General features: G+C 74.0%; 21 protein-coding genes. 17 read left to right on the plus strand and 4 right to left on the minus strand.

Translation table 11 applies throughout. From position 1 onward, the window contains the following. Positions 1 to 113: 113 nt before the first annotated feature. The 7 genes from ACFYST_RS35255 (at position 114) to ACFYST_RS35285 (ending at position 8826) form a co-directional block, all read left to right on the plus strand. Positions 114 to 1679, plus strand: a complete 1566-nt coding sequence (locus ACFYST_RS35255) for a PucR family transcriptional regulator (RefSeq protein ID WP_387649732.1) — start codon at positions 114 to 116, stop codon at positions 1677 to 1679. 139 nt (positions 1680 to 1818) lie between these two features. Then, on the plus strand, positions 1819 to 3261 hold the full coding sequence (locus ACFYST_RS35260) for an aldehyde dehydrogenase family protein (protein WP_387868426.1): 1443 nt from the start codon (positions 1819 to 1821) through the stop codon (positions 3259 to 3261). A gap of 123 nt (positions 3262 to 3384) precedes the next feature. Next, the gene (locus tag ACFYST_RS35265; protein WP_387649726.1) at positions 3385 to 3795 is read left to right on the plus strand and encodes a hypothetical protein; all 411 of its coding nucleotides are present in this window, start codon (positions 3385 to 3387) and stop codon (positions 3793 to 3795) included. 31 nt (positions 3796 to 3826) lie between these two features. Continuing rightward, entirely contained in the window at positions 3827 to 5056 is a 1230-nt protein-coding gene (dxr, locus tag ACFYST_RS35270; protein WP_387649723.1) for a 1-deoxy-D-xylulose-5-phosphate reductoisomerase, read from the plus strand. A gap of 25 nt (positions 5057 to 5081) precedes the next feature. Continuing rightward, complete coding sequence (locus tag ACFYST_RS35275; protein ID WP_387868428.1) at positions 5082 to 6389, plus strand: M50 family metallopeptidase; 1308 nt, start codon at positions 5082 to 5084, stop codon at positions 6387 to 6389. Positions 6390 to 6707: 318 nt separating this feature from the next. After that, a complete protein-coding gene (ispG, locus tag ACFYST_RS35280; protein WP_387868431.1) occupies positions 6708 to 7868 on the plus strand; it encodes a flavodoxin-dependent (E)-4-hydroxy-3-methylbut-2-enyl-diphosphate synthase in 1161 nt (386 codons plus the stop codon). Positions 7869 to 7950: 82 nt separating this feature from the next. Next, positions 7951 to 8826 carry a GNAT family N-acetyltransferase gene (locus ACFYST_RS35285; protein ID WP_387649778.1) on the plus strand — a complete coding sequence of 292 codons (876 nt, stop codon included), beginning with the start codon at positions 7951 to 7953 and terminating at the stop codon, positions 8824 to 8826. 7 nt (positions 8827 to 8833) lie between these two features. Here the strand turns inward: ACFYST_RS35285 and ACFYST_RS35290 are convergent, their stop codons facing one another. The 3 genes from ACFYST_RS35290 to ACFYST_RS35300 are packed head-to-tail and all read right to left on the minus strand — an operon-like array spanning position 8834 to position 11326. Further along, the gene (locus ACFYST_RS35290) at positions 8834 to 9385 is read right to left on the minus strand and encodes a GNAT family N-acetyltransferase (protein WP_387649715.1); all 552 of its coding nucleotides are present in this window, start codon (positions 9383 to 9385) and stop codon (positions 8834 to 8836) included. A 49-nt stretch (positions 9386 to 9434) separates the two neighbouring features. Beyond that, the gene (locus tag ACFYST_RS35295) at positions 9435 to 10349 is read right to left on the minus strand and encodes an aminoglycoside phosphotransferase family protein (protein ID WP_387868433.1); all 915 of its coding nucleotides are present in this window, start codon (positions 10347 to 10349) and stop codon (positions 9435 to 9437) included. A gap of 32 nt (positions 10350 to 10381) precedes the next feature. Further along, positions 10382 to 11326, minus strand: coding sequence for a ferritin-like domain-containing protein (locus tag ACFYST_RS35300; RefSeq protein ID WP_387868436.1), 945 nt, complete (start codon positions 11324 to 11326; stop codon positions 10382 to 10384). 226 nt (positions 11327 to 11552) lie between these two features. On the opposite strand from ACFYST_RS35300, the gene rimP reads away from it, so the two are divergent. The 8 genes from rimP to truB all read left to right on the plus strand — a co-directional run bounded on the left by rimP (position 11553) and on the right by truB (position 19903). After that, entirely contained in the window at positions 11553 to 12095 is a 543-nt protein-coding gene (rimP, locus tag ACFYST_RS35305) for a ribosome maturation factor RimP (RefSeq protein WP_387868439.1), read from the plus strand. A gap of 2 nt (positions 12096 to 12097) precedes the next feature. Next, positions 12098 to 13099: a transcription termination factor NusA gene (gene nusA / locus ACFYST_RS35310; RefSeq protein ID WP_387649705.1), complete on the plus strand. Its 1002-nt coding sequence runs from the start codon at positions 12098 to 12100 to the stop codon at positions 13097 to 13099. 69 nt (positions 13100 to 13168) lie between these two features. Beyond that, a complete protein-coding gene (locus ACFYST_RS35315) occupies positions 13169 to 13471 on the plus strand; it encodes a YlxR family protein (RefSeq protein ID WP_387649775.1) in 303 nt (100 codons plus the stop codon). A gap of 189 nt (positions 13472 to 13660) precedes the next feature. Continuing rightward, positions 13661 to 16765, plus strand: a complete 3105-nt coding sequence (gene infB / locus ACFYST_RS35320; protein WP_387649702.1) for a translation initiation factor IF-2 — start codon at positions 13661 to 13663, stop codon at positions 16763 to 16765. 124 nt (positions 16766 to 16889) lie between these two features. Next, positions 16890 to 17186, plus strand: a complete 297-nt coding sequence (locus tag ACFYST_RS35325) for a DUF503 domain-containing protein (RefSeq protein ID WP_073818821.1) — start codon at positions 16890 to 16892, stop codon at positions 17184 to 17186. 145 nt (positions 17187 to 17331) lie between these two features. Beyond that, on the plus strand, positions 17332 to 17769 hold the full coding sequence (rbfA, locus tag ACFYST_RS35330) for a 30S ribosome-binding factor RbfA (protein WP_387649698.1): 438 nt from the start codon (positions 17332 to 17334) through the stop codon (positions 17767 to 17769). Beyond that, positions 17766 to 18896: a bifunctional oligoribonuclease/PAP phosphatase NrnA gene (locus tag ACFYST_RS35335; protein WP_387649695.1), complete on the plus strand. Its 1131-nt coding sequence runs from the start codon at positions 17766 to 17768 to the stop codon at positions 18894 to 18896. Before rbfA ends, ACFYST_RS35335 begins: the two co-directional genes overlap by 4 nt. A gap of 101 nt (positions 18897 to 18997) precedes the next feature. Further along, a complete protein-coding gene (gene truB, locus ACFYST_RS35340) occupies positions 18998 to 19903 on the plus strand; it encodes a tRNA pseudouridine(55) synthase TruB (RefSeq protein WP_387868441.1) in 906 nt (301 codons plus the stop codon). 57 nt (positions 19904 to 19960) lie between these two features. Here the strand turns inward: truB and ACFYST_RS35345 are convergent, their stop codons facing one another. Beyond that, positions 19961 to 20470 (minus strand): GNAT family N-acetyltransferase, encoded by a 510-nt coding sequence (locus tag ACFYST_RS35345; protein ID WP_387649690.1) that lies wholly within the window; start codon positions 20468 to 20470, stop codon positions 19961 to 19963. 242 nt (positions 20471 to 20712) lie between these two features. Here ACFYST_RS35345 and ACFYST_RS35350 point away from each other — a divergent pair, with 242 nt between their 5' ends. Continuing rightward, positions 20713 to 24135: a serine protease gene (locus ACFYST_RS35350; protein ID WP_387868442.1), complete on the plus strand. Its 3423-nt coding sequence runs from the start codon at positions 20713 to 20715 to the stop codon at positions 24133 to 24135. A gap of 63 nt (positions 24136 to 24198) precedes the next feature. Continuing rightward, positions 24199 to 25143 (plus strand): bifunctional riboflavin kinase/FAD synthetase, encoded by a 945-nt coding sequence (locus ACFYST_RS35355; RefSeq protein WP_387649684.1) that lies wholly within the window; start codon positions 24199 to 24201, stop codon positions 25141 to 25143. Positions 25144 to 25156 lie beyond the last annotated feature (13 nt).

Consider the following 25156-nt stretch of genomic DNA (forward strand, 5'->3'; position numbering starts at 1 on the left):
GTACGGACCGGCGGATTTCGGCACTCCGGCTTGTCCGGAGCGTCCATAATGGGGGGAGAACCCTCACTCGCCCGGTCGCAACGGCGCGACCAGGTCGAACCACCGAAGGTGCCATGCCCCCCACACTCGCCTCCGTCGTCCGTACGAGCACGCTCCACCTGACGGTCCTGGCCGGCGCGGACCACCTGGAACGCCCGGTCCGCTGGGTGCACACCAGCGAGCTGGACGACCCCACCCCGTTCCTCGAGGGCGGCGAGCTGCTCCTCACCACCGGCATCAAGCTCGGCAAGAGCTCCGCCGGGCTGCAGGCCTACGTGCACCGGCTGGCGGATGCCGGCGTGGTGGGGCTCGGGCTGGGGGTCGGCCTGTCGCACACCGAGGTGCCGCAGGCGCTGGTGGACGCGGCCGCGCAGCGCGGGCTGCCGCTGCTGCGGGTGCCCGAGGCGACGCCGTTCATCGCGATCTCCAAGGCGGTCTCCGCCGCCCTCGCCGCCGAGCAGTACGAGGCCGTCACCACGAGTTTCGAGGCGCAGGAGGAGCTGACCCGGGCCGCGCTCGGCAAGGACGGCACCACCGCGATCGTGCGCCGGCTGGCGGCCCGGCTGGGTGGCTGGGCCGCGCTGTACGACGGCTCCGGCGCGCTGTCCGCGGTCGCCCCGGACTGGGCCGCCCGCCGGGCCGGCCGGCTGGCCGCCGAGGTGGACCGGTTGCGCCGCCGCCCCGCGCCGTCAAGCGCCGCGCTGCAGGGCCGGGCCGGGACCATCGACACCGCCGACGAGGATTACGTGGTGGTCCAGTCGCTGGGTGCGGACCGCCGCCCGCGCGGCTTCCTCGCGGTCGGTACCGAGGACCGCATCACCCCGACCGAGCGGTACGTGCTGAACGCCGCCGTCGCGCTGCTCACCCTGACCCTGGAGCGCTCCCGGGAGCTGCGGCAGGCCGAGGAGAAGATGGGCGCGGCGCTGCTGCGGATGGTGCTGGCCGGTGAGGTCGGCACCGCCCGGCAGGTCGCTTCGGGGCTGTTCGGCGGCCTGCCCGAGGGCACCGTCCGGGTGCTGGTGGCAGCCGCCGGGCCCGGCCCGGAGGCCGCGGAGGCGCTCGGCGAGCTCGCCGACCGCGCCGAGCAGGCCGGCGGCAAGGTCGGCGAGAAGCTGCTGGTGGCCCGCGAGGACGGCGCCCACGGGCCGCGGCTGATGGTGCTCGCGCTGGACAACGGCTCGGTCCACCGGGCCTGCCTGGGTGCCGTCGAGGAGCACGAGGGCCTGGCGCTCGGCGTCTCCGCCCCGGCCGCGCTGGAGGACGCCGGCACCGCGCACGCCCAGGCCGAGCGCGCCCTGGCGGTCGCCCAGCGCGGCGGCCGCCGCACCGTCGACCACGAGGAGGTCGGCGCCGGCTCGCTGCTCCCGCTGCTCGGCGAGGAGGCCGTCACCGCGTTCGCCGAGGGCCTGCTGCGCCCGCTGCGCGAGCACGACCGCACCGCCCGGGGCGACCTGGTCGCCTCGCTGCGGGCCTGGCTGTCCCGGCACGGCCAGTGGGACGCGGCGGCCGCCGACCTCGGCGTGCACCGGCACACGCTGCGTTACCGGATGCGCCGGGTCGAGGAGCTGCTGGGCCGCTCGCTGGACGACACGGACGTCCGGATGGAGCTGTGGCTGGCGCTGCGGGCGGGCGAGGACTGAGTCCCGCCCCGGACGGGCCTGTCCTGTCCGTCGAAATCGAACGGGTGCTTTCCTCCCGTCCGTCCAATCGGAAAGCCGTCTCTCCCCGCCTACCGTGAATGGGAAAGCGAAGTATTCGAGGGAAGGGGCCGGTGCGACCGTGACCACCACGTACGAGTTCTGGTTGGCCGGGCAGCGCGCGAGCGGCGAGACGGACTTGGAGGTCCGTCACCCGCACGACAACAGCCTGGTGGCTAAGGTCAGTGTGCCGACCGACGCGCAGGTGGAGGAGGCCGTCGCGGCCGCCGCCGCCGCCGTTCCGGTGTTCGCCGCGACCCCCGCGCACGTCCGCGCGGCCGCGCTGGACCACGTCGCCAAGCGGCTGACGGAGCGCACCGAGGAGATCGCCCAGCTGATCACCGCCGAGAACGGCAAGCCGATCAAGTGGGCGCGCGGCGAGATGGGCCGTGCCGTGTCGGTGTTCCGCTGGGCCGCCGAGGAGGCCCGTCGCACCAACGGCGAGACCATGCGTCTGGACACCGACCCGGGCGGCACCGGCCGCTACGCGCTGGTGCGCCGCTTCCCGCGCGGTGTGGTGCTGGGCATCGCGCCGTTCAACTTCCCGCTGAACCTGGTGGCCCACAAGCTGGCCCCGGCGATCGCGGTCGGCGCGCCGATCATCCTGAAGCCGGCCCCGGCGACCCCGCTGTCCGCCATGGTGCTGGGCGAGATCCTGGCCGAGACGGACCTGCCGGTGGGCTCCTGGAGCATCCTGCCGGTCGAGAACGCCAAGATGCCCGAGCTGGTGCAGGACAAGCGCCTGCCGGTGATCTCGTTCACCGGTTCGGAAAAGGTCGGCTACCAGATCATGGACTCGGTGCCGCGCAAGCACGTCACCCTGGAGCTCGGCGGCAACGCCGCGGCCGTGGTGCTGGCGGACTGGAACTCCGAGGCGGACCTGGACTGGGCCGCGAGCCGGATCGCGCTGTTCGCGAACTACCAGGGCGGCCAGTCCTGCATCTCGGTGCAGCGGGTGATCGCCGACGCGACCGTCTACGACCGCCTGGTCGAGAAGATCGTCGCCAAGGTGCAGGCCCAGGTCACGGGTGACCCGCACGACGATGCCACCGACGTCGGCCCGCTGGTCGACGAGAACGCCGCCAAGCGCGTCGAGTCCTGGGTCGAGGACGCCGTCACCAAGGGCGCCAAGCTGCTCACCGGCGGCAAGCGGGACGGCGCGGCCGTCGAGCCGACCGTGCTCGCCGAGATGCCGGCGGACGCCATCCTGGCGAAGGCCGAGGTGTTCGGCCCGGTGCTGTCGGTGCAGAAGGCTTCCTCCACCGAGGAGGCCTTCGCGATGGTCAACGACTCCAACTACGGCCTGCAGGCCGGCGTCTTCACGCACGACGTGCAGACCGCCTTCCGCGCCCACCGCGAGCTGGAGGTCGGCGGCGTGGTCATCGGCGACGCGCCGTCCTACCGTGCCGACCAGATGCCGTACGGCGGCGTGAAGGACTCCGGCGTGGGCCGCGAGGGCGTCCGCTACGCGATGGACGACTACACCTTCGAGAAGGTCATGGTGCTGACCGGCCTCGACCTCTGATCGAGCCCGACCCGACCTGGCGCCCCGTCACCGCAGCTGCGGCGGCGGGGCGTCGGCCTGCCTTGACACCCCCGGGGGCCGGGCGTAGTCCGGGAGGGAGGCAGGAAGGAAGGAGGTCCCGCCATGCTGGGCGACCTCATTGGTGAGGAACAGGGCCGGATCACCGTTCGACGGGTGCTGCCGGGGGAGCACGGGCTGCCGCCGACGGTGGAGTCCTCGTTCGTGGCGAGCGGCACCCTGCTGGGCGTCCCGGTCCAGGACATGGGCACCTACACGGCGCGGATGCGCGCCGACGGCACCCTGGTGGGCGGCGGCCAGGGCGTGCTGATGGGCCCGGGCGGCGCGCACGCGAGCTGGCACGGCCAGGGCGTGGGCACGTTCACCGAGAGCGGCGGCAACAGCTTCCGCGGCTCGATCGTCTACGAGACCGATTCGCCGGAGTTCGCCGCAGCGCTGCGCGGTGCCGTCGGCGTGTTCGAGTGGGAGAACACGGCGGACGGCGAGGCGGTCGGGAAGTTCTGGGCATGGCGGTGACCACCGCGTAGCACAGGCCACAATGGGGGGCATGAATTCGCTCGCCCATCCGCAGCTGCGCTTCACCCCGACCGTCGCCGACCCGGACGGGCCGCGGGAGTTGGTCATTCTCGGCTCGACCGGCTCGATCGGCACGCAGGCCATCGACGTGGTGCTCCGCAACCCCGGCCGGTTCAAGGTGGTCGCGCTGTCCGCGGCCGGCGGCCGGGTGGAGCTGCTCGCCGAGCAGGCCGTCGCGCTGGGCGTGCACACCGTCGCGGTGGCCGACCCGGCCGCCGAGCGGCCGCTGCGCGAGGCTCTGGCGGCCAAGGGGCAGGGCGCCCCGCTGCCGCGGGTGCTGGCGGGCCCGGACGCGGCGACCGAGCTGGCCGCGATGGAGTGCCACTCGGTGCTGAACGGCATCACCGGCTCGATCGGCCTGGCGCCGACGCTGGCCGCGCTGCGGGCCGGCCGGGTGCTGGTGCTGGCGAACAAGGAGTCGCTGATCGTCGGCGGCCCGCTGGTGAAGGCGGTGGCGCAGCCCGGCCAGATCGTGCCGGTGGACTCCGAGCACGCCGCGCTGTTCCAGGCGCTGGCCGGCGGCACCCGCGCGGAGGTCCGCAAGCTGGTGGTGACCGCCAGCGGCGGCCCGTTCCGCAACCGCACCCGTGAGCAGCTGGCCGGCGTGACGCCGTCCGACGCGCTGGCGCACCCGACCTGGGCGATGGGCCCGGTGGTGACGATCAACTCGGCGACCCTGGTGAACAAGGGCCTCGAGGTGATCGAGGCGCACCTGCTGTACGACATTCCGTTCGACCGGATCGAGGTGGTGGTCCACCCGCAGTCGGTCGTTCATTCGATGGTGGAATTCACCGACGGCTCGACGCTGGCCCAGGCCAGCCCACCGGACATGCGGATGCCGATCGCGCTGGGCCTCGGCTGGCCCGAGCGGGTGCCGGACGCCGCCCCCGGCTGCGACTGGACCAAGGCCGCGACCTGGGAGTTCTTCCCGCTGGACAACCAGGCCTTCCCGGCCGTCGAGCTGGCCCGCGAGGTGGGTACGCTCGGCGGGACCGCCCCGGCGGTCTTCAACGCCGCCAATGAGGAATGTGTGGACGCTTTCCTGAAGGGCGCGCTGCCCTTCACCGGAATCGTGGACACTGTGGCGAAGGTGGTCGCCGAACACGGCACCCCCCAGTCGGGAACTTCGCTCACGGTGGAGGACGTACTTCACGCGGAGAGCTGGGCCCGTGCCCGGGCCCGCGAACTGGCGGCCGGCTAAGCGGTAGGACGACGGAGGCGACGCGGTGGACAAGCTGATGTGGGTGCTGGGCGTCCTGATCTTCGTGGTCGGGTTGTTGTTCTCGATCGCCTGGCACGAGCTCGGCCACCTCTCCACCGCGAAGCTGTTCGGCATCCGGGTGCCGCAGTACATGGTCGGCTTCGGCAAGACCATCTGGTCGACCAGGCGGGGCGAGACCGAGTACGGCCTGAAGGCGATCCCGTTCGGCGGCTACATCCGGATGATCGGTATGTTCCCGCCCGGCGCGGACGGCCGGATAACGAAGCGTTCCAGCTCGCCCTGGCGGTCGATGATCGAAGACGCCCGGTCCGCCTCGTACGAGGAGATCCAGGACGGCGACGAGACCCGGCTGTTCTACACCCGCAAGCCGTGGAAGCGCGTCATCGTGATGTTCGCCGGCCCGGGCATGAACCTGATCCTGTCGATCGGCCTGTTCCTGACGCTCTTCATGGGGATCGGCGTCCAGCAGTCGGTGCCGACCGTGAAGTCGGTCAGCGAGTGCGTGGTGCCGGTGAGCGCGAAGACCGACACGTGCAAGCCGGAGGACCCGAAGTCCCCCGCCAACCAGGCTGGCCTGCGGGCCGGTGACACCGTGCTGACCTTCGGCGGGGTGCCGATCCACGACTACCCGCAGCTGTCCGGCCTGATCCGGGACTCGGCGGGCAAGCAGGTCGCCATCGAGGTCCGGCACAAGGACGGCAGCCCCGGCACGCTGACCGCCGACATCACCACCAACACGCTGCAGGCGCTGGACAAGGACAACAACCCGATCAAGGGGCAGACCGTCACCGCCGGCTTCCTCGGCATCACCCCCGCCACCGGCGTGCACCACATGTCGCTCGGCGAGAGCGTCGACCAGATGGATTCGATGGCCCGGCACAGTGTCGAGTCGCTGGCCCAGCTGCCCGGCAAGATCCCCGGCCTGTGGCACGCCGTGGTCGACGGCACCCCGCGCGACACCGACTCGCCGATCGGCATGGTCGGCGCCGCCCGGCTCGGCGGCGACGTGTTCGCGATGGACCTGCCCGCCACCCAGCAGCTCGCGTTCTTCGTCCAGCTGCTGGCCGGCATCAACCTGATGCTGTTCCTGTTCAACATGCTGCCGCTGCTCCCGCTGGACGGCGGCCACATCGCCGGCGCCCTGTGGGAGTCGCTGCGCCGCGGCCTCGCCCGGGTGCTGCGCCGCCCCGACCCCGGACCGTTCGACGTGGCCCGGCTGATGCCGCTGGCCTACGTGGTCGCCGGGGTGTTCATCTGCTTCACGGCCCTGGTGATGGCCGCCGACATCATCAACCCGGTGCGCCTGAACTAGGGCCTGTCCGGCCGATCTTGCCGGGCGCGCGACGCCGGATCATCCCTCCCCCAGCCCCAAGGGGGGCTGGGAGGTGCCCCCACGGAAGCACCGGCAAACCATCCAAGTACACCCAGTACGAGGACGGTTCGCCGGCACTCCCAGCCGGGCGCCCGACGCCGCGCGCTGATCCGACAAGATCGGCCGGACAGGCCCTGGCACGCGCCACCACGGCCGAGTGTGCTTCGCCACCCGGCCGTGCCGTACCGTTGGACGCCGGGCGCGCCGGTTGCAGTGCGCGTCGGCTCATCGAATTTCTGCAGAGGAAACACTGCGCACATGACCGCGATCTCGCTCGGTATCCCCTCCCTGCCGCTCAAGCCGCTGGCCAAGCGCCGGTACTCGCGGCAGATCATGGTCGGCAACGTCCCGGTGGGCGGCGACGCGCCGGTCTCGGTGCAGTCGATGACCACCACGCTGACCTCCGACGTCAACGCGACGCTCCAGCAGATCGCCCAGCTGACCGCCTCGGGCTGCCAGATCGTCCGGGTCGCGGTCCCCTCGCAGGACGACGCCGACGCGCTGCCGATCATCGCCAAGAAGTCGCAGATCCCGGTGATCGCCGACATCCACTTCCAGCCCAAGTACGTGTTCGCCGCGATCGACGCCGGCTGCGCCGCGGTGCGCGTCAACCCGGGCAACATCAAGGCGTTCGACGACAAGGTCGGCGAGATCGCCAAGGCCGCCAAGGACGCCGGCGTGCCGATCCGGATCGGCGTCAACGCCGGTTCGCTGGACAAGCGCCTGCTGGAGAAGTACGGCCGGGCGACCCCCGAGGCGCTGGTGGAGTCCGCGCTGTGGGAGTGCTCGCTGTTCGAGGAGCACGACTTCCGCGACATCAAGATCTCGGTCAAGCACAACGACCCGGTCGTGATGATCAACGCCTACCGGCAGCTCGCCGCGGCCTGCGACTACCCGCTGCACCTGGGCGTCACCGAGGCCGGCCCGGCCTTCCAGGGCACCATCAAGTCCGCGGTGGCGTTCGGCGCGCTGCTCGCCGAGGGCATCGGCGACACCATCCGGGTCTCGCTGTCCGCCCCGCCGGCCGAGGAGATCAAGGTCGGCAACCAGATCCTGGAGTCGCTGGGCCTGCGCGAGCGCGGCCTGGAGATCGTCTCCTGCCCGTCCTGCGGCCGCGCCCAGGTGGACGTCTACAAGCTCGCCGAGGAGGTCACCGCCGGCCTGGAGGGCATGGAGGTGCCGCTGCGGGTGGCCGTCATGGGCTGCGTCGTCAACGGCCCCGGCGAGGCCCGCGAGGCCGACCTGGGCGTCGCCTCCGGCAACGGCAAGGGCCAGATCTTCGTCAAGGGCGAGGTGATCAAGACCGTGCCCGAGTCGAAGATCGTCGAGACCCTGATCGAAGAGGCCATGAAGCTGGCCGAGCAGATGCAGGCGGAGGGTGTCGAATCCGGCGCCCCCGTCGTCGTGGCCGGCGAGTGACGGCCTGAAGTCCCCGGCGGGGCCGCCGACTTGGCGGTCCCGCCCGCTGCGAGAGGTGCCTCCCGTGCTCGACCGAGGTGTGATGCTGCCCGGCCCGTTCCAGGTCGCCCGGGCGCTGGCCGCAACCCGCGTACTGGAGACGCCCGACCTCGACGCGGCGCTGGAGATCCTGCACCGCGACCCGGTCGCCAACGCCTTCGTCGCCACCCGGGTGGAGGCCGTCGGCCTCGACCCGTGGCGGCTCGGCGGCGAGATGTGGGGCTGGCACGACGCCGACGGACGGCTCGACGCGCTCTGCTACGCCGGCGCCAACCTGGTCCCGGTCAACGCCGGCCCGGAGGCTGTCCGCGCGTTCGCCGAGCGGGCCCGCCGACAGGGCCGCCGCTGCTCCTCGATCGTCGGCCCGGGCGACGCCGTCGCCGCCCTGTGGGCCCTGCTGGAACGCTCCTGGGGCCCGGCCCGCGACGTGCGCGGCCACCAGCCGCTGATGGCCACCTCCACGCCCGTCACCGAGGTCGAACCCGACCCGCTGGTGCGCCGGGTGCACCGCGGCGAGATCGAGGCGCTGATCCCCGCCTGCGTCGCGATGTTCACCGAGGAGGTGGGGATCTCCCCGCTGGCCGGCGACGGCGGCCTGCTCTACCAGGCCCGGGTCGCCGAACTGGTCTCCTCCGGACGGTCGTTCGCCCGCTTCGGCGAGGACGGCCAGGTCGTCTTCAAGGCCGAGATCGGCGCCGTCACGGCCGGCGCCTGCCAGATCCAGGGCGTCTGGGTGGCCCCCGAGCACCGCGGCAAGGGGCTGTCCGAGACCGGCATGGCCGCGGTCGTCAACACCGCCCTCGCCGAGGTCGCCCCCGTGGTGTCGCTGTACGTCAACGACTTCAACCTGCGGGCCCGCGCCGCCTACCGCCGGGTCGGGTTCCGTGAGGTCGGCGCGTTCATGAGCGTGTTGTTCTGACGGTGCGTCACGGGCGCGAGGGGTCGCGCAGCGGCAGGTGCGCGCCCATCACCGCGTACGGCCGGGCCGTGTTCGGGAAGCGCACCGCCGGCGCCAAGTCCCGGTAGCCGAGCGAACGGTAGAGCCGGCGCGCCGGAGTCTCCGCGTCGATCGCCGACAGGATCGAACGGTCCAGGCCGGAGCGCTCGCACAGCGTGCGGATCAGCCGGGTGCCCACCCCCAGGCCCTGGCACTCCGGCAGCACATGCAGCTCGGTCACCGCGAACACCCCGTCCAGCCAGTCCGCGAGGCCGCGCGCCGCCAAGTACGGCTCGATCACCGTCGACCACCAGTGGGTGCGCTGGTTGGGCATCCCGTAGCCGAAACCGACCAGCCGGCCCTGCGCCATCGCCCCCAGCGCGATCACCCCGGGCTGCAATGCGTGCCGGCCGACGATCGGCAGCCGCACCGCCACCTCCTGCGGACCCAGCCCGAACGCGACCGCCTGGACCTCCAGCACGGCAGGCGCCCACGCCGCCAGGTCGATGGCCTCGATCGTCACCCCGGTGAGCTGCTCCATGAAGCGGGACGTTACTACCTGCCGTCGCGGGCGACGGACCGCCCCGTCCTCACAGCCAGGCCGCGAACTCCAGATGGAGCTCCGCACCTGCCACGTCGCCCCGGGCCAGCGCCGCCAGCGCGGTGTCCACGGCCCGCAGCAGCGCCCAGGCCCGCACCCGGTCGGCGGGCAGCTCCACCGCCTCCGACAGCTGCGCCAGGCGCCGCCGGGCCGCACCGCGCGGGCCCGGCGCGGCCGCCAGGGTCTCCAGCCGGTCCAGCACCAGCCGGGCCAGGTCGTACGCCCGGTCGCCCACCACCGGCCGCGGTCCGACGGCCAGCCACGGCGAGCGGTCGGCGGCCAGCACCCGCCCGTGGTGGAAGTCCCCGTGCAGCAGCCACCCGCCGCCGTCCGCGGCCAGCGCCACCGCCTCCAGCGCCTCGTCCACCAGCGGAGCCGCGTCCGCCGCACCCGGCAGGGCCCGCCGCTCGGCGATCCGTCGCTCCACAAGGCCGGCGTGCGAGGCGAGGGTGGTGAAGGAGTGCCCGGCGGGCGGCTTCACCCACAGGCGCCGCAGCAGGCTGGTGGCCTCCAGGGTGGCCTTCGTCTCCGCGAGCGAGCGCAGCGGGATCTCGCCGTGCAGCCGCTCCAGCAGCAGCGTCCGCTCCGCCTCGGCCAGCAGCAGTACCGCCCCGCGCCCGGCCCAGACCCGCAGCGCCGCCGCCTCGGCCGCCGCGTCGGCGCCCGGCCGCAGCGCCTTCACCGCCACCGGCGTCCGGTCCTCGGCGCGGTACGCGTACCCGACCACGCTGCTCCGCCCGCCGGGCTCGGCCATGCGTTCCAGCACCAGCCCCCAGTCGGCCAGCCGCCCCGCGAACAGGGAGGGCAGCGCGGCCAGCCACTGCGCCTCGCCCGGATCACCCCCGGCCCGGACCGACTCGGCCAGACGCTCGGGGACGGTGAACTGCGCAGGTTGTGCGGACATACCGTCCATCATCGCGCAGCAGCCGGGGGCTGCTAACTCGCGGCGGGCGTGGGGTCGGTGGGGGCGAGGCCCGGCAGGGCGGGGAGGTCGGCGCCCCAGTGGACGGCTCGCAGGGCGGACTCGCGCAGGGCGGCGGCGGCCTGGGGGCGGAGGGCGGTGGTGGCGCACAGGTCGGCGTAGGCGGCGGTGAGCTGGGTCTCCAGGTGGGCCGCGAGTTGGGCGGCGGTGGCCGCGTCCTTGACCTGGAACGGGAGCCGGTAGCCGGGTGCGGCGGCGGTGGGCGAGACACCGCCGGTGCCGAGCAGCCGCTGCCAGGCGTCCCGGCGGGCCTGGTGGGCGGCGTAGGCGGCGCGGCCGTCCTCGCGCTGCGGGCCGACCGGCAGGAAGGCGCCCACCACGCCGTACCCGTACACGGCGGCGTGTTCGGCGGCGAGCGCGGACTGGAGGGCGTCCGCGTCCGCCGTGGGGAGGGGGACCGGTGCGGGCGACGGGGACGGGGACGCGCCGTCGTCGGTGAGCGGGCCGGTGTCTCCGAGGGCGGCGGCGTGCGCGGCGCCGGAGGCGGCCACCGAGGCGAGGGCCTTGGCCAGCGCGGGGGAGGCGGCGGTCAGGTCGGCCAGCCGCAGGCCCGCGGTGCGGCGTTCGGCCGCGGCCAGGTCGGCGACGCTGCGGGCCGTGCCGGCACCCGCGGTGGGGGAGGAGGCGGGCAGTGACCGGGCGAGTGCCTCGCGGTGCTGGAGCACGTCGTCGCGCAGGTCGCCGAGCCGGTCGGCGTCGGCGGGGCTCGCCGCGAGCACGGCGGCGTAGTCGGCGAGCAGGGCGTCGGTGGCGGCGACCTGGCGCAGCCGCACCGGCCGGTCGGCGTCCTCGGCGGCCTTGCCCGGGGTGCGGTCGTGCTCACCGGTGCAGCCGCAGAGGAGGTGGAGCCCGCCGAGCGCCCCGAGCGCGAGGAAGGACCGCCGTGTGGGCGCGGGCATCGGCACTCCAGCGTGGGTCGTGGGGCCTTGACGACCCGTCGGGAGGGATCATCCCCGAGCCTGGCACTTCCGGCGAGGGCTTGGACCGTAATGGGTGGCTGTGACGTTGCTCGCAGGGGGGCGGCCACGGCCCGGGTCGGAATCGGCGGTTCGGGGGTTGACCGGATAGGCTTCGCGGTGAGTTAGCACCTCCGACAACAGCAGACGCGGCCGAGGAGTCACCCGGATGAGCACCACCCCCACTGACCGGCTGCGCACATTGCTGGAGCCGCTGGCCGCCGAGTCAGGGCTGGACCTCGAAGAGGTCAAGGTGACCCAGGCCGGCAGCCGCCGCCAGGTGCAGATCGACGTGGACGCCGACGGCGGCGTCGACCTGGACACGATCGCCGAGTTCTCCCGCCTGGTCGGCCAGGCGCTGGACGAGTCGGACCTGATGGGTGACGCCCCGTACCTGCTGGAGGTTGGCTCGCCGGGCGCGGAGCGTCCGCTGAACGAGCCGCGGCACTGGCGCCGGGCGACCGGCCGGCTGGCGGCGATCAAGCTGGTGGACGGCGCGGAACTGACCGCGCGGGTGCTCGAGAGCGACGAGGACGGCGCACTGGTCGAGGTGCAGCCGGTGAAGGGGCGCGGCCGCCCCAAGGAGCGCCGACTGGAGTTCGCGGAGATCGCGCGGGCCCGGGTGCAGGTCGAGTTCAACCGCAAGGACGAGGAACTGCTCGACGCCGCCGCCGACATCGCGGACACGGACGAAGAGGAAGAGGAGGCGTAATCGTGGACATCGACATGAGTGCCCTGCGCGGGCTGGTCACCGAGAAGGGCGTGCCGTTCGACCTGCTGGTCGAGTCGATCGAGTCGGCCCTCCTCATTGCGTACCACCGCACCGAGGGCTCCCGCCGCCGGGCGCGGGTGGAGCTGAACCGCAAGACCGGCCACGTGACGGTGTGGGCCCTGGAGGACGCCGCCGAGCTGGACGAGGGCGTGGAGCCCAAGGAGTTCGACGACACCCCGAGCGGGTTCGGCCGGATCGCCGCGTCCACCGCCAAGCAGGTCATCCTGCAGCGGCTGCGGGACGCCGCGGACGACAAGACCTTCGGTGAGTACGCCGGCAAGGAGGGCGACATCGTCACCGGTGTCGTCCAGCAGGGCAACGACCCGAAGAACATCCTGGTCGACATCGGCAAGCTCGAGGCCATCCTGCCGCCGCAGGAGCAGGTCCCGGGCGAGGACTACCGGCACGGCACCCGGCTGAAGTGCTACGTGGTGGGCGTGCGGCGCGGTGTGCGCGGCCCGTCGGTCACGCTGTCGCGGACCCACCCGAACCTGGTGAAGCGGCTGTTCGCGCTGGAGGTCCCGGAGATCGCGGACGGCTCGGTGGAGATCGCGGCGATCGCCCGCGAGGCCGGTCACCGCACCAAGATCGCGGTGTGGTCGCGCCGTCAGGGCCTGAACGCCAAGGGTGCCTGCATCGGCCCGAACGGCATGCGGGTGCGCGGCGTGATGGCCGAGCTGCACGGCGAGAAGATCGACATCGTCGACTGGTCGGAGGACCCGGCCGAGATGGTCGCCGCCGCCCTGTCGCCCGCCCGGGTGACCAAGGTGGAGATCGTCGACCTGGCCCAGCGTTCCGCCCGGGTGATCGTGCCCGACTACCAGCTGTCGCTGGCGATCGGCAAGGAGGGGCAGAACGCCCGCCTGGCCGCCCGCCTCACCGGCTGGCGGATCGACATCCGTCCGGACACCGAGGTCCCCGCCGGGGAATCTTCGGACCGGTAACAACGTTGTTCGAAGCCTCCGGAGATCTACTCGGCGGCGGCGAGTCCCTTCGGAGGGGTAGACTTGAACGTGTCTGGCCGGACGCATGTCCGCGCATGCCCTGAACGCACCTGCGTGGGCTGCCGCAAGCGGGCGGCCAAGCACGAGCTGCTGCGTGTCGTGGCGGGCGAGGGCGAATGCGTCCCCGATCCCCGCGGCACACTGCCGGGCCGGGGCGCGTATCTGCACCCCGAACCGAACTGCCTCGACCTCGCGGTCCGCCGCCGGGCGTTCCCGAGGGCCCTCAGGGTCCAGGGCACGCTCGAACCCGGCGCCCTGCGGGAGTACGTCGGGGCAGGAGCAAGTCCGGCCGACGGTCAGTCGGCCCGCTGACGGGCCTCGCGCCCGGCAACACGCACCAGCGCACGGCAGTGGGTACATCGCCGTGCGCCCAGTCAGGTACCTCGCGAGATGGAAGTAGGTCGAGATTGCGATGAGCACTCGATGAGTACGCGATGAGTACGCCCATGAAGTAGCGACAGTCCGGCGGACGAATACCCCGGACGTATAGACAGGAGCGAAGTGGCTAAGGTCCGGGTATACGAGCTCGCCAAGGAGCTTGGTTTGGAGAGCAAGGCCGTCATGGCCAAGCTGACCGAGCTGGGTGAGTTCGTGCGTTCGGCGTCCTCGACGATCGAGGCGCCGGTCGTGCGTAAGCTGACTGACGCTTTGGGAGCGACCCCGCCGTCCGGCGGCGCGTCCTCCGCGAAGCCTGGCCCGCGGAAGCCCGCGGCGCCCCAGCCGTCCGGCGGTGCCGGTGCGGCTGCACCCAAGCCGGGTGCCCCCACCCCCGGCCCGCGTCCGACCGTGACGCCGGGCCCCCGTCCTACCCCCGCGCCCGCCGCGGGCTCGGCTGCGCCGAAGCCCGCCGGGGCGCCGACCCCGGGTCCGCGCCCGGCTGCCCGTCCGGCTTCGCCGGCCGCGCCTGCCGCGCCCGCCCCGGCGGCCGAGTTCTCCTCCCCGGCTCCGGCCGGTGAGGCTCCGGCGCGTCCGGCCGCCCCGCGGCCGGCCCCGGCCAACCCCGCGGCCCGTCCGGGCCCGCGTCCGGCCGGCCCGCGTCCGGGCAACAACCCCTTCACCTCCGGTGGCGCGTCGGGCATGGCCCGTCCGTCCGCTCCCCGTCCGGGCGGTCCGGCCGGCGAGCGCGGCGAGCGTGGCCAGCGTCCGGGTGCTCCGGGTGCCGGTGCTCCGCGTCCGGGTGCCCCGGCCGGCGAGCGCGGTCCCCGTCCCGGCGACCGTGGTCCCCGTCCCGGCGGTCCGGGTGCGGGTGCTCCGCGTCCGGGTGCCCCGGCCGGCGAGCGCGGTCCCCGTCCCGCTGGTGCCCCGCGTCCCGGTGCTCCGGGTGCCGGCGCTCCGCGTCCCGACGGCATGCCGCGTCCGGCCGGTCCGCGCCCCGGTGCGCCGAGCCCGTCCGGTATGCCCCGTCCGAACCCCGGCATGATGCCGCAGCGTCCGGGCCCGCGTCCGGGTCCGGGTGCCGGTGCGCGTCCGGGTGGTCCCGGTGCGCGTCCGGGTGCCCCGGGTGGCGCCCGTCCGGGCTTCCAGGGCCGTCCGGCCGGTCCGGGCTCGCGTCCGGCCGGTGGCGGCTTCGGCGGTCCCCGTCCCGGCGGTGCCGGTGGCGGCGGCGGCTTCGGTGGCGGCGGTGCCCGTCCCGGTGGCTTCGGCGGTCGTCCCGGTGGCCCGGGTGCCCGTGGTGGCACGCAGGGTGCGTTCGGTCGCGGCCCCGGTGGCCGTCCGGCGCGTGGCCGGAAGTCGAAGCGCGCGAAGCGTCAGGAATACGAGGCCATGCAGGCCCCGTCCGTCGGCGGTGTGATGCTGCCGCGTGGCAACGGTTCGACCGTTCGCCTGTCGCGCGGTGCGTCGCTGACGGACTTCGCGGAGAAGATCAACGCCAACCCGGCCGCGCTCGTCTCCGTCATGTTCAACCTCGGTGAGATGGTCACCGCCACCCAGTCGGTCTCCGACGCCACGCTGCAGCTGCTGGCGGACGAGATGGGCTTCGTGCTGGAGATCGTCAGCCGGGACGACGAGGACCGTGAGCTGCTGGAGTCGTTCGACATCGACTTCGGTGTCGACGAGGGCGACGAGGAGCAGCTGGCTCCGCGTCCGCCGGTCGTGACCGTCATGGGTCACGTCGACCACGGTAAGACCCGCCTGCTGGACGCGATCCGCAAGACCAACGTGGTCGCGGGCGAGGCCGGTGGCATCACCCAGCACATCGGTGCGTACCAGGTGGTCACCGAGGTGAACGGCGAGCAGCGCCCGATCACCTTCCTCGACACCCCGGGTCACGAGGCGTTCTCCGCCATGCGTGCCCGTGGTGCCAAGTCCACCGACATCGCGATCCTGGTGGTCGCGGCCAACGACGGTGTCATGCCGCAGACGGTCGAGGCGCTCAACCACGCCAAGGCCGCCGGTGTGCCGATCGTGGTCGCGGTCAACAAGATCGACGTCGAGGGTGCCGACCCGACCAAGGTCCGCGGTCAGCTGACCGAGTTCGGTCTGGTGGCCGAGGAGTACGGCGGCGACACCATGTTCGTCGACATCTCCGCCCGCCAGGGCCTCAACATCGAGGAACTGCTGGAGGCCGTGGTCCTGACCGCGGACGCCTCGCTCGACCTGCGCGCCAACCCCGAGCAGGACGCCCAGGGCATCGCGATCGAAGCCCACCTGGACAAGGGCCGCGGCGCCATGGCGACGCTGCTCGTCCAGCGCGGCACCCTGCGGGTCGGCGACTCGATCGTCGTCGGCGACTCCTACGGCCGCGTCCGCGCGATGCTGGACGAGAACGGCAACAGCCTCTCCGAGGCCGGCCCGTCCCGTCCGGTGCTGCTGCTCGGTCTGACCTCGGTGCCCCGCGCCGGCGACAGCTTCATCGTCGTCGACGAGGACCGCACCGCCCGTCAGATCGCCGAGAAGCGCGCCGCCCGCGACCGCAACGCCTCGATGGCCCAGCGCCGCGTCCGCGTGTCGCTGGAGGGCTTCGAGGCCGCGCTGGCCGCCGGCAACATCGAGAAGCTCAACCTCATCATCAAGGGTGACGTCTCCGGTTCGGTCGAGGCCCTGGAAGACGCCCTCGTCAAGCTGGACGTGGGCGAAGAGGTCGAGCTGCGGGTCCTGCACCGCGGTGTGGGTGCCATCACCGAGTCCGACGTGGACCTGGCGATGGGCTCGGACGCCATCATCATCGGCTTCAACGTGCGCGCCGAGGGGCGTGCCCGTACCGCGGCCGAGCGCGAAGGCGTCGACATCCGGTACTACTCGGTCATCTACCAGGCGATCGAGGAGATCGAGGCCGCGCTCAAGGGCCTGCTCAAGCCCGAGTACGAGGAGGTGCGCCTCGGCTCCGCGGAGATCCGCGAGGTGTTCCGTTCCTCCAAGTTCGGCAACATCGCCGGTGTCATCGTTCGCGAGGGCATCATCCGCCGCAACACCAAGGCTCGCCTGCTGCGCGACGGCAAGGTCGTGGCGGAGAACCTCAACATCGAGGGTCTGCGCCGCTTCAAGGACGACGCGACCGAGGTCCGCGAGGGCTTCGAGGCCGGTGTCACGCTGGGCTCGTTCAACGACATCAAGATCGACGATGTCATCGAGACCTACGAGATGCGCGAGAAGCCGCGCGCGTAACGGCTGCTGACCGGGGTCGGTCGACGGGGTGCAGTTATCCCGTCGACCGGCCCCGGCCGCGCTGTTAGGGTCCTGGCTGTCGGGAATCCTTCGAGGCCCCCAGGCCGGCCAGGCCTGTCACTACATGTATGTAGGTACTCTCACCTTCGACCTGCTCCTCGGCGACGTGCACTCGCTGAAGGAGAAACGGTCGATCGTGCGGCCCATCGTGGCCGAACTGCAGCGCAAGTACAGCGTGTGCGCCGCAGAGGTCGGGAACCAGGATCTGCACCGCAGGGCCGAGATCGGCGTTGCGGTGGTGTCCGGCGACGCCGGGTACGTCAACGAGATCCTGGACAGCTGTGAGCGGCTCGTCGCCGGCCGCCCCGAGGTGATGCTGCTCTCCGCGAGGAGACGGCACCACCACGACGACGACGAATGACCTGCGGGCGTCACCACCGTCACACCCGCATCGGAACCGGAGCGCCCACAAGGCTGGGCGCGGGCGGGTACGTTGGGGAGAGGGCCCCACCGGGTCTAGGTCATGACCCGGGTACCGCGCCTATTGCACGAGGAGGCAAGGCAACGTGACCGACACCGCAAGGGCGCGCAAGCTCGCCGACCGCATTCAGGTGGTCGTGGCGGAGACCCTGCAACGCCGGATCAAGGACCCGCGACTCGGGTACGTCACCATCACGGACGCCCGGGTGACGGGAGACCTCCGCGAGGCCACCGTCTTCTACACCGTCTACGGTGACGAGACCGAGCGGGAGTCCAGCGCGGCCGCGCTGGAGAGCGCCAAGGGCATCCTGCGCTCCGAGGTCGGCAAGCAGACCGGGGTGCGGTTCACGCCGACCCTGACCTTCGTCGCCGACGCCCTGCCGGACAACGCCCGGAACATCGACGACCTGCTGGACAAGGCCCGGCTCTCCGACGCCGCCGTCCGCAGCGCCGCCGCCGGGGCCACCTTCGCCGGCGAGGCCGACCCGTACAAGGCGGCCCGCGACGACGACGAGGACGAGTGACCACGGCCGGGAACCCGGCCGAGTCCGGCGCCGCGGGGGCGGTCTCCACCGTTGAGGTGGAGACCGCCCTCGCGGTGCTTCCGGGCCCTCGCAACGGGTCGTCGCCCGAACCCGGCGCCGGGCCGTCGGACGGGCCGTTCGCACACGAGTGGGCGCGGGCCCTCGAACTGATCGCGGACGCCGACGAGATCGACCTGATCTGCCACATCTGCCCCGACGGCGACGCGCTGGGATCCGCGCTGGCCGCCGCACTGGCCCTGCGCGGCCTCGGCAAGCGGGTACGGGTGTCGTTCGGCGACGACCCGCAGATCATCCCCGAGTCGCTGTCCTTCCTGCCCGGGCAGGAACTGATCGTCCCGGCCGCCGCGATCCCCGACGCGCCCGCGCTGGTGCTGGCCTTCGACGCCGCCTCCGAGGACCGGCTCGGCCTGCTGCGCGACAAGGCGTTCGCCGCCGCCGACCTGGTGGTCTTCGACCACCACGCCTCCAACCCGGGCTTCGGCGACGTCCGGCTGATCGACCCGTCCGCGCCCGCCACCGCCGTGCTGGCGGACGAACTGCTGCGCCGGCTGCGCGTCCCGCTGGACCAGCCGATCGCGACCTGCCTGTACACCGGCATCGCCACCGACACCGGCTCGTTCAAGTACCGGGCCACCACGCCCGCCACCCACGAGATGGCCGGGCGGATGCTCGCCACCGGGATCCGGCACGACCTGATCTCCCGTCAACTCTGGGACACCACCTCCTTCGGCTTCCTGAAGGTGCTCGCCGGGGCGCTCGAGCGCGCCGTGTTCGAGCCCGAACAGGCCGGCGGGCACGGACTGGTGTGGACCTGGGTGCCGTACCAGGACCTGGCGCTGTTCGGCGTCACCGTGGAGGAGATCGAGGGCCTGATCGACGTGCTGCGCAAGCCCGCCGAGGCGGACGTCGCGCTGGTGCTCAAGCAGGACCCGGACGGCACGCTGCGCGGCTCCTGCCGCTCCCGGGGCGCGGTCGACGTGGCCGCGGCGTGCGCCCGGCTGGACGGCGGCGGGCACGTCTTCGCGGCCGGGTTCTCCGCCCGGGCGGGGGTGCCGGAGACCGTGGAGCGGTTCCGGGTGGCGTTGGCGGAAGAGAGCGCGCGCTAGGCTCGTCCGGTTCGGTGGACGGGCTTTCGACCGGCCGCGACGGCGGCCGCGAAGGCGGTTGCGCAGGAATGCGCGCCAGATTTTGAAACGATGATGAAGCGATGAAGCGTAAAGGGACGGGCCCCGACGGGCTGGTCATCGTCGACAAGCCGGAGGGCATCACCTCGCACGGCGTGGTCGCCAAGCTCCGCTGGCTGGCCGGCACCCGCAAGGTCGGGCACGCCGGCACCCTCGACCCGATGGCCACCGGCGTCCTGGTGATCGGCGTCGAGCGGGCCACCCGGCTGCTCGGGCACCTGATGCTCACCGCCAAGACCTACGACGCCACGATCCGGCTCGGGCAGACCACCGTCACCGACGACCGGGAGGGCGAGGTCACCGGCTCCGCCCCGGCGGACCAGGTGGCGCGGGAGGCGATCGACGCCGAGATCGCCAAGCTCACCGGCGAGATCATGCAGGTGCCGTCCAAGGTCAGCGCCATCAAGATCGACGGCAAGCGCTCGTACGCGCGGGTCCGCGAGGGCGAGGACTTCGAGCTCGCCGCCCGGCCGACCACCGTGCACTCCTTCACGGTGCACGAGGTGCGCCCCGCGGTCGCCGAGGACGGCACACCGGTGCTCGACCTCGACGTGACGGTCGAGTGCTCCTCCGGCACCTACATCCGCGCGCTGGCCCGCGACCTGGGTGCCGCGCTCGGCGTCGGCGGGCACCTGACCATGCTGCGCCGCACCAAGGTCGGCCCGTACTCGGTCGAATCCGCGCACACGCTGGAGCAGTTGGAGGAGAAGCTCGAGGTCCTGCCGATCGCCGACGCGGCCGCCGCCGCGTTCCCGCGCTGGGACATCGACGCCGAGCAGGCCAAGCTGCTCTCCAACGGCATGCGGCTGCCCGCGCCCGGTCTCGGCGTGGACGGTCCGATCGCGGTCTTCGACCCGGACGGCCGCTTCCTGGCGCTGGTCGAGGAGCACGCCGGCAAGGCCAAGCCGGTCGCGGTGTTCGTCGGCTGACGCCAACTGCCTTGGGCGGCCCCGGTGGAGAGCACTCCGCCGGGGCCGTTCGGCGTCTCAGCGCAGCGCCAGGTGCCAGTCGTTGCTGTGCAGGAAGCGCCCCGAGCGCTGGGGGTACTCGAAGGCGCACGGGCCGGCGTCGGTGAAGCCGAGGCGGGCGCACAGGGCGTTCGAGGGGGCGTTGTCGGTGGCGGGGAAGGCGTGCAGGGTGCCGGGGGTGGTGAGGTCCGCCGCCGTCACCTCGCGCAGCGCGGCCAGCATCAGGCGGCCGGCGGCGAGGGCGATGCCGCGGCCCTGGAACCCGGGCAGGACGTTCCAGCCGGTCTCGTAGATCTCCGCGCCCTGCCAGCCGCGCCGGTGGTAGGCGATCGAACCGGCGGGTTCGCCGTCGGCCAGGACCGCGAACATGACGCCGCCCAGGGTGGGGAGTTCGAGGTAGCGGCGGTGGCGGTGCAGCAGCTGTGCGCCGGTCTCCGGGCCGCCCACGTGCCGGCGCATCTCCGGGGTGTTGATGCGCTCCAGCAGGGCGAAATGGGAGTCGGTCCAGGGGGCGAGGCGGACATCCATGCCGGGATGGTGACAGACGCGGAGCGGCCCGGCCCACGGGTTTTCGGCGGGCGGGAACGGGGCGTTTCGTCCGGCGGGAGCGGGGCGGCCGGGGCGTTGTGCGGCGTGTCGCCGGGGGCGCGCGAGGTGAACGGGTGTGGTGAGCGGGGCGCGCGGGGTGCTGTGGGGCTGGTGGGGGGCAAGCTGACCGGCGGCCGCCGGAGCGGCCGAGGTGCTGGCACGGCGGCAGGAGGACTGGCGGGATGGGCGAGGGCGCGAGCGCCGGCTTCGTGGGCGACCCGGCGCACGGGCTGCTGCGGATCCGGGACGTGCAGGGCCGGCTGTGCGGCCTCGGGTTCGTCGCCGACCGGCAGGGCACGGTGGTGACCGCGCACGAGGCGGTGGCAGGCCTGCCCCGGCTGGTGCTGCACACCCCGGGCGGGCAGTCCCGGGTGCTCGGGCCGGACAGCGTCGACCTGCTGCCGGAGCACGGACTGGCCCTGCTGCGGACCACGGCCGTCGGCGGAGTGCCCGGCCGCGCCCTGCCGATCGGGCGGGGAGACGTCGGCGGCCCCGTCGTGGTGCCGCACCAGCGCCGGGAGGACGGCGTGCCCGCGCTGGCCCGTGGCACCCTGCTCGGCCGGGAGAACGGCCGCTGCGGGGACGGCGCGCAGACCCGGACGGTACCGGGCGTGCTGCTGCTCGACCTCGCGGTGGCACCGGTGGCCGGCGCGCCCGTGCTCGACCCCGGCACCGGCGCCGTGCTGGGCGTCGTCGCGCCCCGGGTGCGCACCGCCGCCGGGGCCGGGGTGGCCGCCGTCCCGCTGTCCGTCGAGGGCCCGCCCGGCGGCGGCCCGCTCGGGCTGCTGCTGGCCCGCAACGCCTCCGGCGTGCCCGCGTTCGGCCGCGCCCTCAACCTGGCCGGCGGACTGCGCCTGACGGCCGCCCAGCTGGACGCCGCCACCGCCGGGCCCGGCCGGATCACCGAACTCGCCGCCGACCGGGTCGACCGGCCCGACGGCCTGAGCGGCGAGGAACCGCAGGACACCCTGACCGTGCTGCTCGGCGGCGCCGGCAGCGGCCGCACCACCGAACTCGCCGCGCTCGCCGTCCGTCGGGCCGGCGCTGCCGAACCCCTGCCCACGCTGTGGCTGCGCGGCGCCGACCTGGCCCCCGGCGACCGCACCCTCGGCGACACCCTGCACCGCCGACTCGCCGCGGCCGCACGGCAGTTGGGCGTCCCCGAGGTCGGCCCGGCGGAACTCGCCGAACGGTGCGCCGGCGGCGGCCGCCCGCTGCTGGTGGTGCTGGACGGGCCCGAGGAGGCGCCGCGGGCGCTCACCGTGCCCTGGCTGGCCGCCGGTCTGGAGTGGCTGCGCACCCACCACGCCCGGGCCCTGGTCGCCTGCCGGCCCGACGCCTGGGAGCAGCTCGGCCCCTGGCGGGCCGCCGCCCGGGCACTCTGGCTGGGCCCGCTCACCGACGACGCGGCAGCCCGGGCCGGGCGGCGCTACGGCCTGCCCGAGACCTTCCTCGGCCCCGCCGACCGCGGCCACCCGCTGGCACTGCGGCTGGCCGGCGACCTGCGCGGCGCGGGCGCGCTCGGGCCGGTCGCCACCCGCACCGAACTCTTCGACGGCTGGCTCGACCTGGCCTGCCTGACCGTCGCCCGCCGGGTCGCGCTCACCCCCGGCGGGCAGCGCCGCCACCGGCGCGGCGGCCCCGTCCCGCCCGGCGAGGACGCCCGCCAGGTGCGGCGGTTGGCCGCCGTCGCCGCCGGCCGGCTGCACGAGGCCGCCCGGCTGATGCTCGGCGCGGGCGACGGGGCGCTGCCCGCCGAGGAGTTCGAGCGGCTGTTCCCGGCCGCGGGCGGCTGGGCGCGGGCCGTTCACGAGGAGCGCCTGCTGGTCCCGGCGGGCGCCGGGCGCCGGGCCGGCCACGAGGAGTGGGGGGAGTGGCTGCAGAGCCTGCACCTGGATCTGGACGCGGCGCTGCGGCTGCTGCTGGCGGAGGGCTCGGCGGGTGAAGTCGCCTTCAGCGCCGACGAGTTGACGGATCGGAAGATCCTGCCGCCCGCAGCGACCGTCGGCGTGACGGGCCGTCAGGGCGCCGTCGGCCGGGCCCGGGTCGGGGTGGTGGTGGGGGCGCTGCGCCGGGTGGGCGCGGCGCGCGGCGCGGGGGCGCTGGACGGGTGGCTGCACCGGATCCGGCTGACGCTGGAACGCGCCGAGCCCGGCGGCGACCCGGACTGGTGGGCGGGCCGGCTGCTGACCGACGGAATCGCCGCCAGCCCCGAGCCGGGCGCGCACCGGGAGCTGCTGGAACTGCTGGTCGAGCGGGCCGGATGGGACGAGCGCTTCGGCCCGGCGTTCTGGGCCGGCCTGCCGCTGCCCGCCGCCGACCGGGTCGCGCTGCTCGGGCGACTGGCCGCCGACCCGGACGGCGAGGCGCAGGCGGTGCGGGAGAGCGTCGCGGAACTGCTCGCCGCCGAGCCGCACACCGTGCTGCCGCTGCTCTGCGGCTGGTACGAGCACGCCGGGCCCGGCGCCGCCGACCTCGCCGACGCGCTGCTGTTCGAGCACCGGGCGCTGGCCCTCGACGAGTTGACGGAGGCACTGGTCGCCGCCGCACACCCGCGCGCCGACGCGCTGCTCGGGCGGCTCGCCGAACGGGAGCCGTCCGCGCTGTGCCGGGCGGTCGACCGGTGGAGCCACGACCCGCGCCCCGAACGGCACGTCGCGGCCGCCGTGCACGCGCTGCGCACCGCCCCGCACGCGGGCGGCTCGGGCGCCCAGCTGCTGCGGCTGGCCGCCCGCGCCCTGCTGGCCCGGGAGGAGGAACCAGCGCTGCACGGCGCGGCCCTGGCGCTGCTGGTGCGCGACCCGCAGGCCCGCGCCGAACACCTGCCGGCGGCGCTGGCTGCGTACCGGGCGGGCGACCCGTTCCTGACCGAGGAGGTGCTGGGCGAACTCGTCGAGGAGTACCCGGCCCAGGTGCTGTCCGCCGTCCGCGAGCGGCTGCGGCTGCCCGGGGCGCGGGACGGCGACGGGCTGCGGGCGCTCGATCGGGCGGCGGACCCGGCGGTGGTGCGCGCCGGGGTGCTGCTCGCCGCCGAACTGCTCCGCGAACAGCCCGAGCGGGCCGGGCAGATCGCCGACCACCTGGACCGGCTGCTGGACGCCGGACGGGACGCCCGCCCGCTGCTGCCGGCCCTGCTCGCCGCCGGCCCCCCGGAGCGGGCCCGCTTCGCGCCGGTGCTGGCCGCCCCCGGGAAGGGCCGTGCGGGCCTGCTGGACGCCCTGCTGGCCGCCGAGCGGCACCCTGCCGTCCTGGGCGCCGTCCTGGAGGCGCTGGCGGCCCGGCACGCCGCCCACCCGCCGTCGCGGGTGCGCGAGTTGCTGCACCGGATCGCCGACCGCTGGCCCGGGGCGGACGCCGTCCTGGTGCGCTGCGCGGGCCGCTGGGCCGGTTTCGCCCGGCTGCTGGCCGACTGGCCCGCGGACGCCGCGCCACCGCCCGCGGGGCCCCGGCTGACCAGGATGCGGACTCTCACCGCCGCCGGCCGGGACCCGCAGCACGCCGCCGCGGAGGCGGAACGGCAGGTGGACCGCCCCGGCGGCCGTCTGACCGGTCACACCGGGGGCCTTCCGGTACCTGGGCAGGGTCGGTCGCATGGCACGCTATAGGGGTTCGGTTTCGGTCTTTCGAGTGCACCGGGTGTGCACACCGTAGGAACAAGGAGCGGTCAGGTGCAGCGCTGGCACGGCCTGGAGGAGATCCCCGGGGACTGGGGGCGCAGCGTCGTCACCATCGGATCGTTCGACGGGGTCCACCGCGGACACCAGTTGATCATCAAGCGAGTGGTCGAGCTGGCCGGGGAGCTGGGGGCGAGGTCGGTCGTCGTCACCTTCGACCCGCACCCCAGCGAAGTGGTCCGCCCGGGCAGCCACCCGCCGCTGCTCGCCCCGCAGCCCCGGCGGGCCGAGCTGATCGAGCAACTCGGCGTGGACGCCGTCCTGGTGCTGCCGTTCACCGCCGAGTTCTCCAAGGAGTCGCCGGAGTACTTCGTGCGCTCGGTGCTGGTCGACGCGCTGCGCGCGAAGGCCGTGGTCGAGGGCCCCAACTTCCGCTTCGGCCACCGCGCGGCGGGCAACGTGGAACTGCTCGCCGAGCTCGGCCGGGCCGACGACTTCGCGGTCGAGGTGCTCGACCTGCAGGTGCGCGGCGCCGCCGGCGACGGCGAACCGTTCTCGTCCAGCCTGTGCCGCCGCCTGGTCGCGGCCGGCGACATGGCGGGCGTCGCCGAGGTCCTCGGCCGCCCGCACCGGGTCGAGGGCGTGGTCGTCCGGGGCGCCCAGCGCGGCCGCGAACTCGGCTACCCCACCGCCAACGTGGACACCGTCCCCTACTCGGCCATCCCCACCGACGGCGTGTACGCGGGCTGGCTCACCGCCGACGGCGAGTGCATGCCCGCCGCCATCTCGGTCGGCACCAACCCGACCTTCGACGGCACCACCCGCACCGTCGAGGCGTACGCCATCGACCGGGTCGGCCTCGACCTGTACGGCAAGCACGTCGCCGTCGACTTCCTCGCCTGGCTGCGCGGCATGGAGAAGTTCGACTCCATCGACGCCCTGCTCGAGCGGATGGCCGAGGACGTCAAGCGCGCCCGGGAACTCACCGAGCGCCCCTGACCGGCCGCCACAC

Origin of the sequence: Kitasatospora sp. NPDC004614 (genome assembly GCF_042873675.1) — a bacterium.
Classification (GTDB): Bacteria; Actinomycetota; Actinomycetes; order Streptomycetales; family Streptomycetaceae; genus Kitasatospora.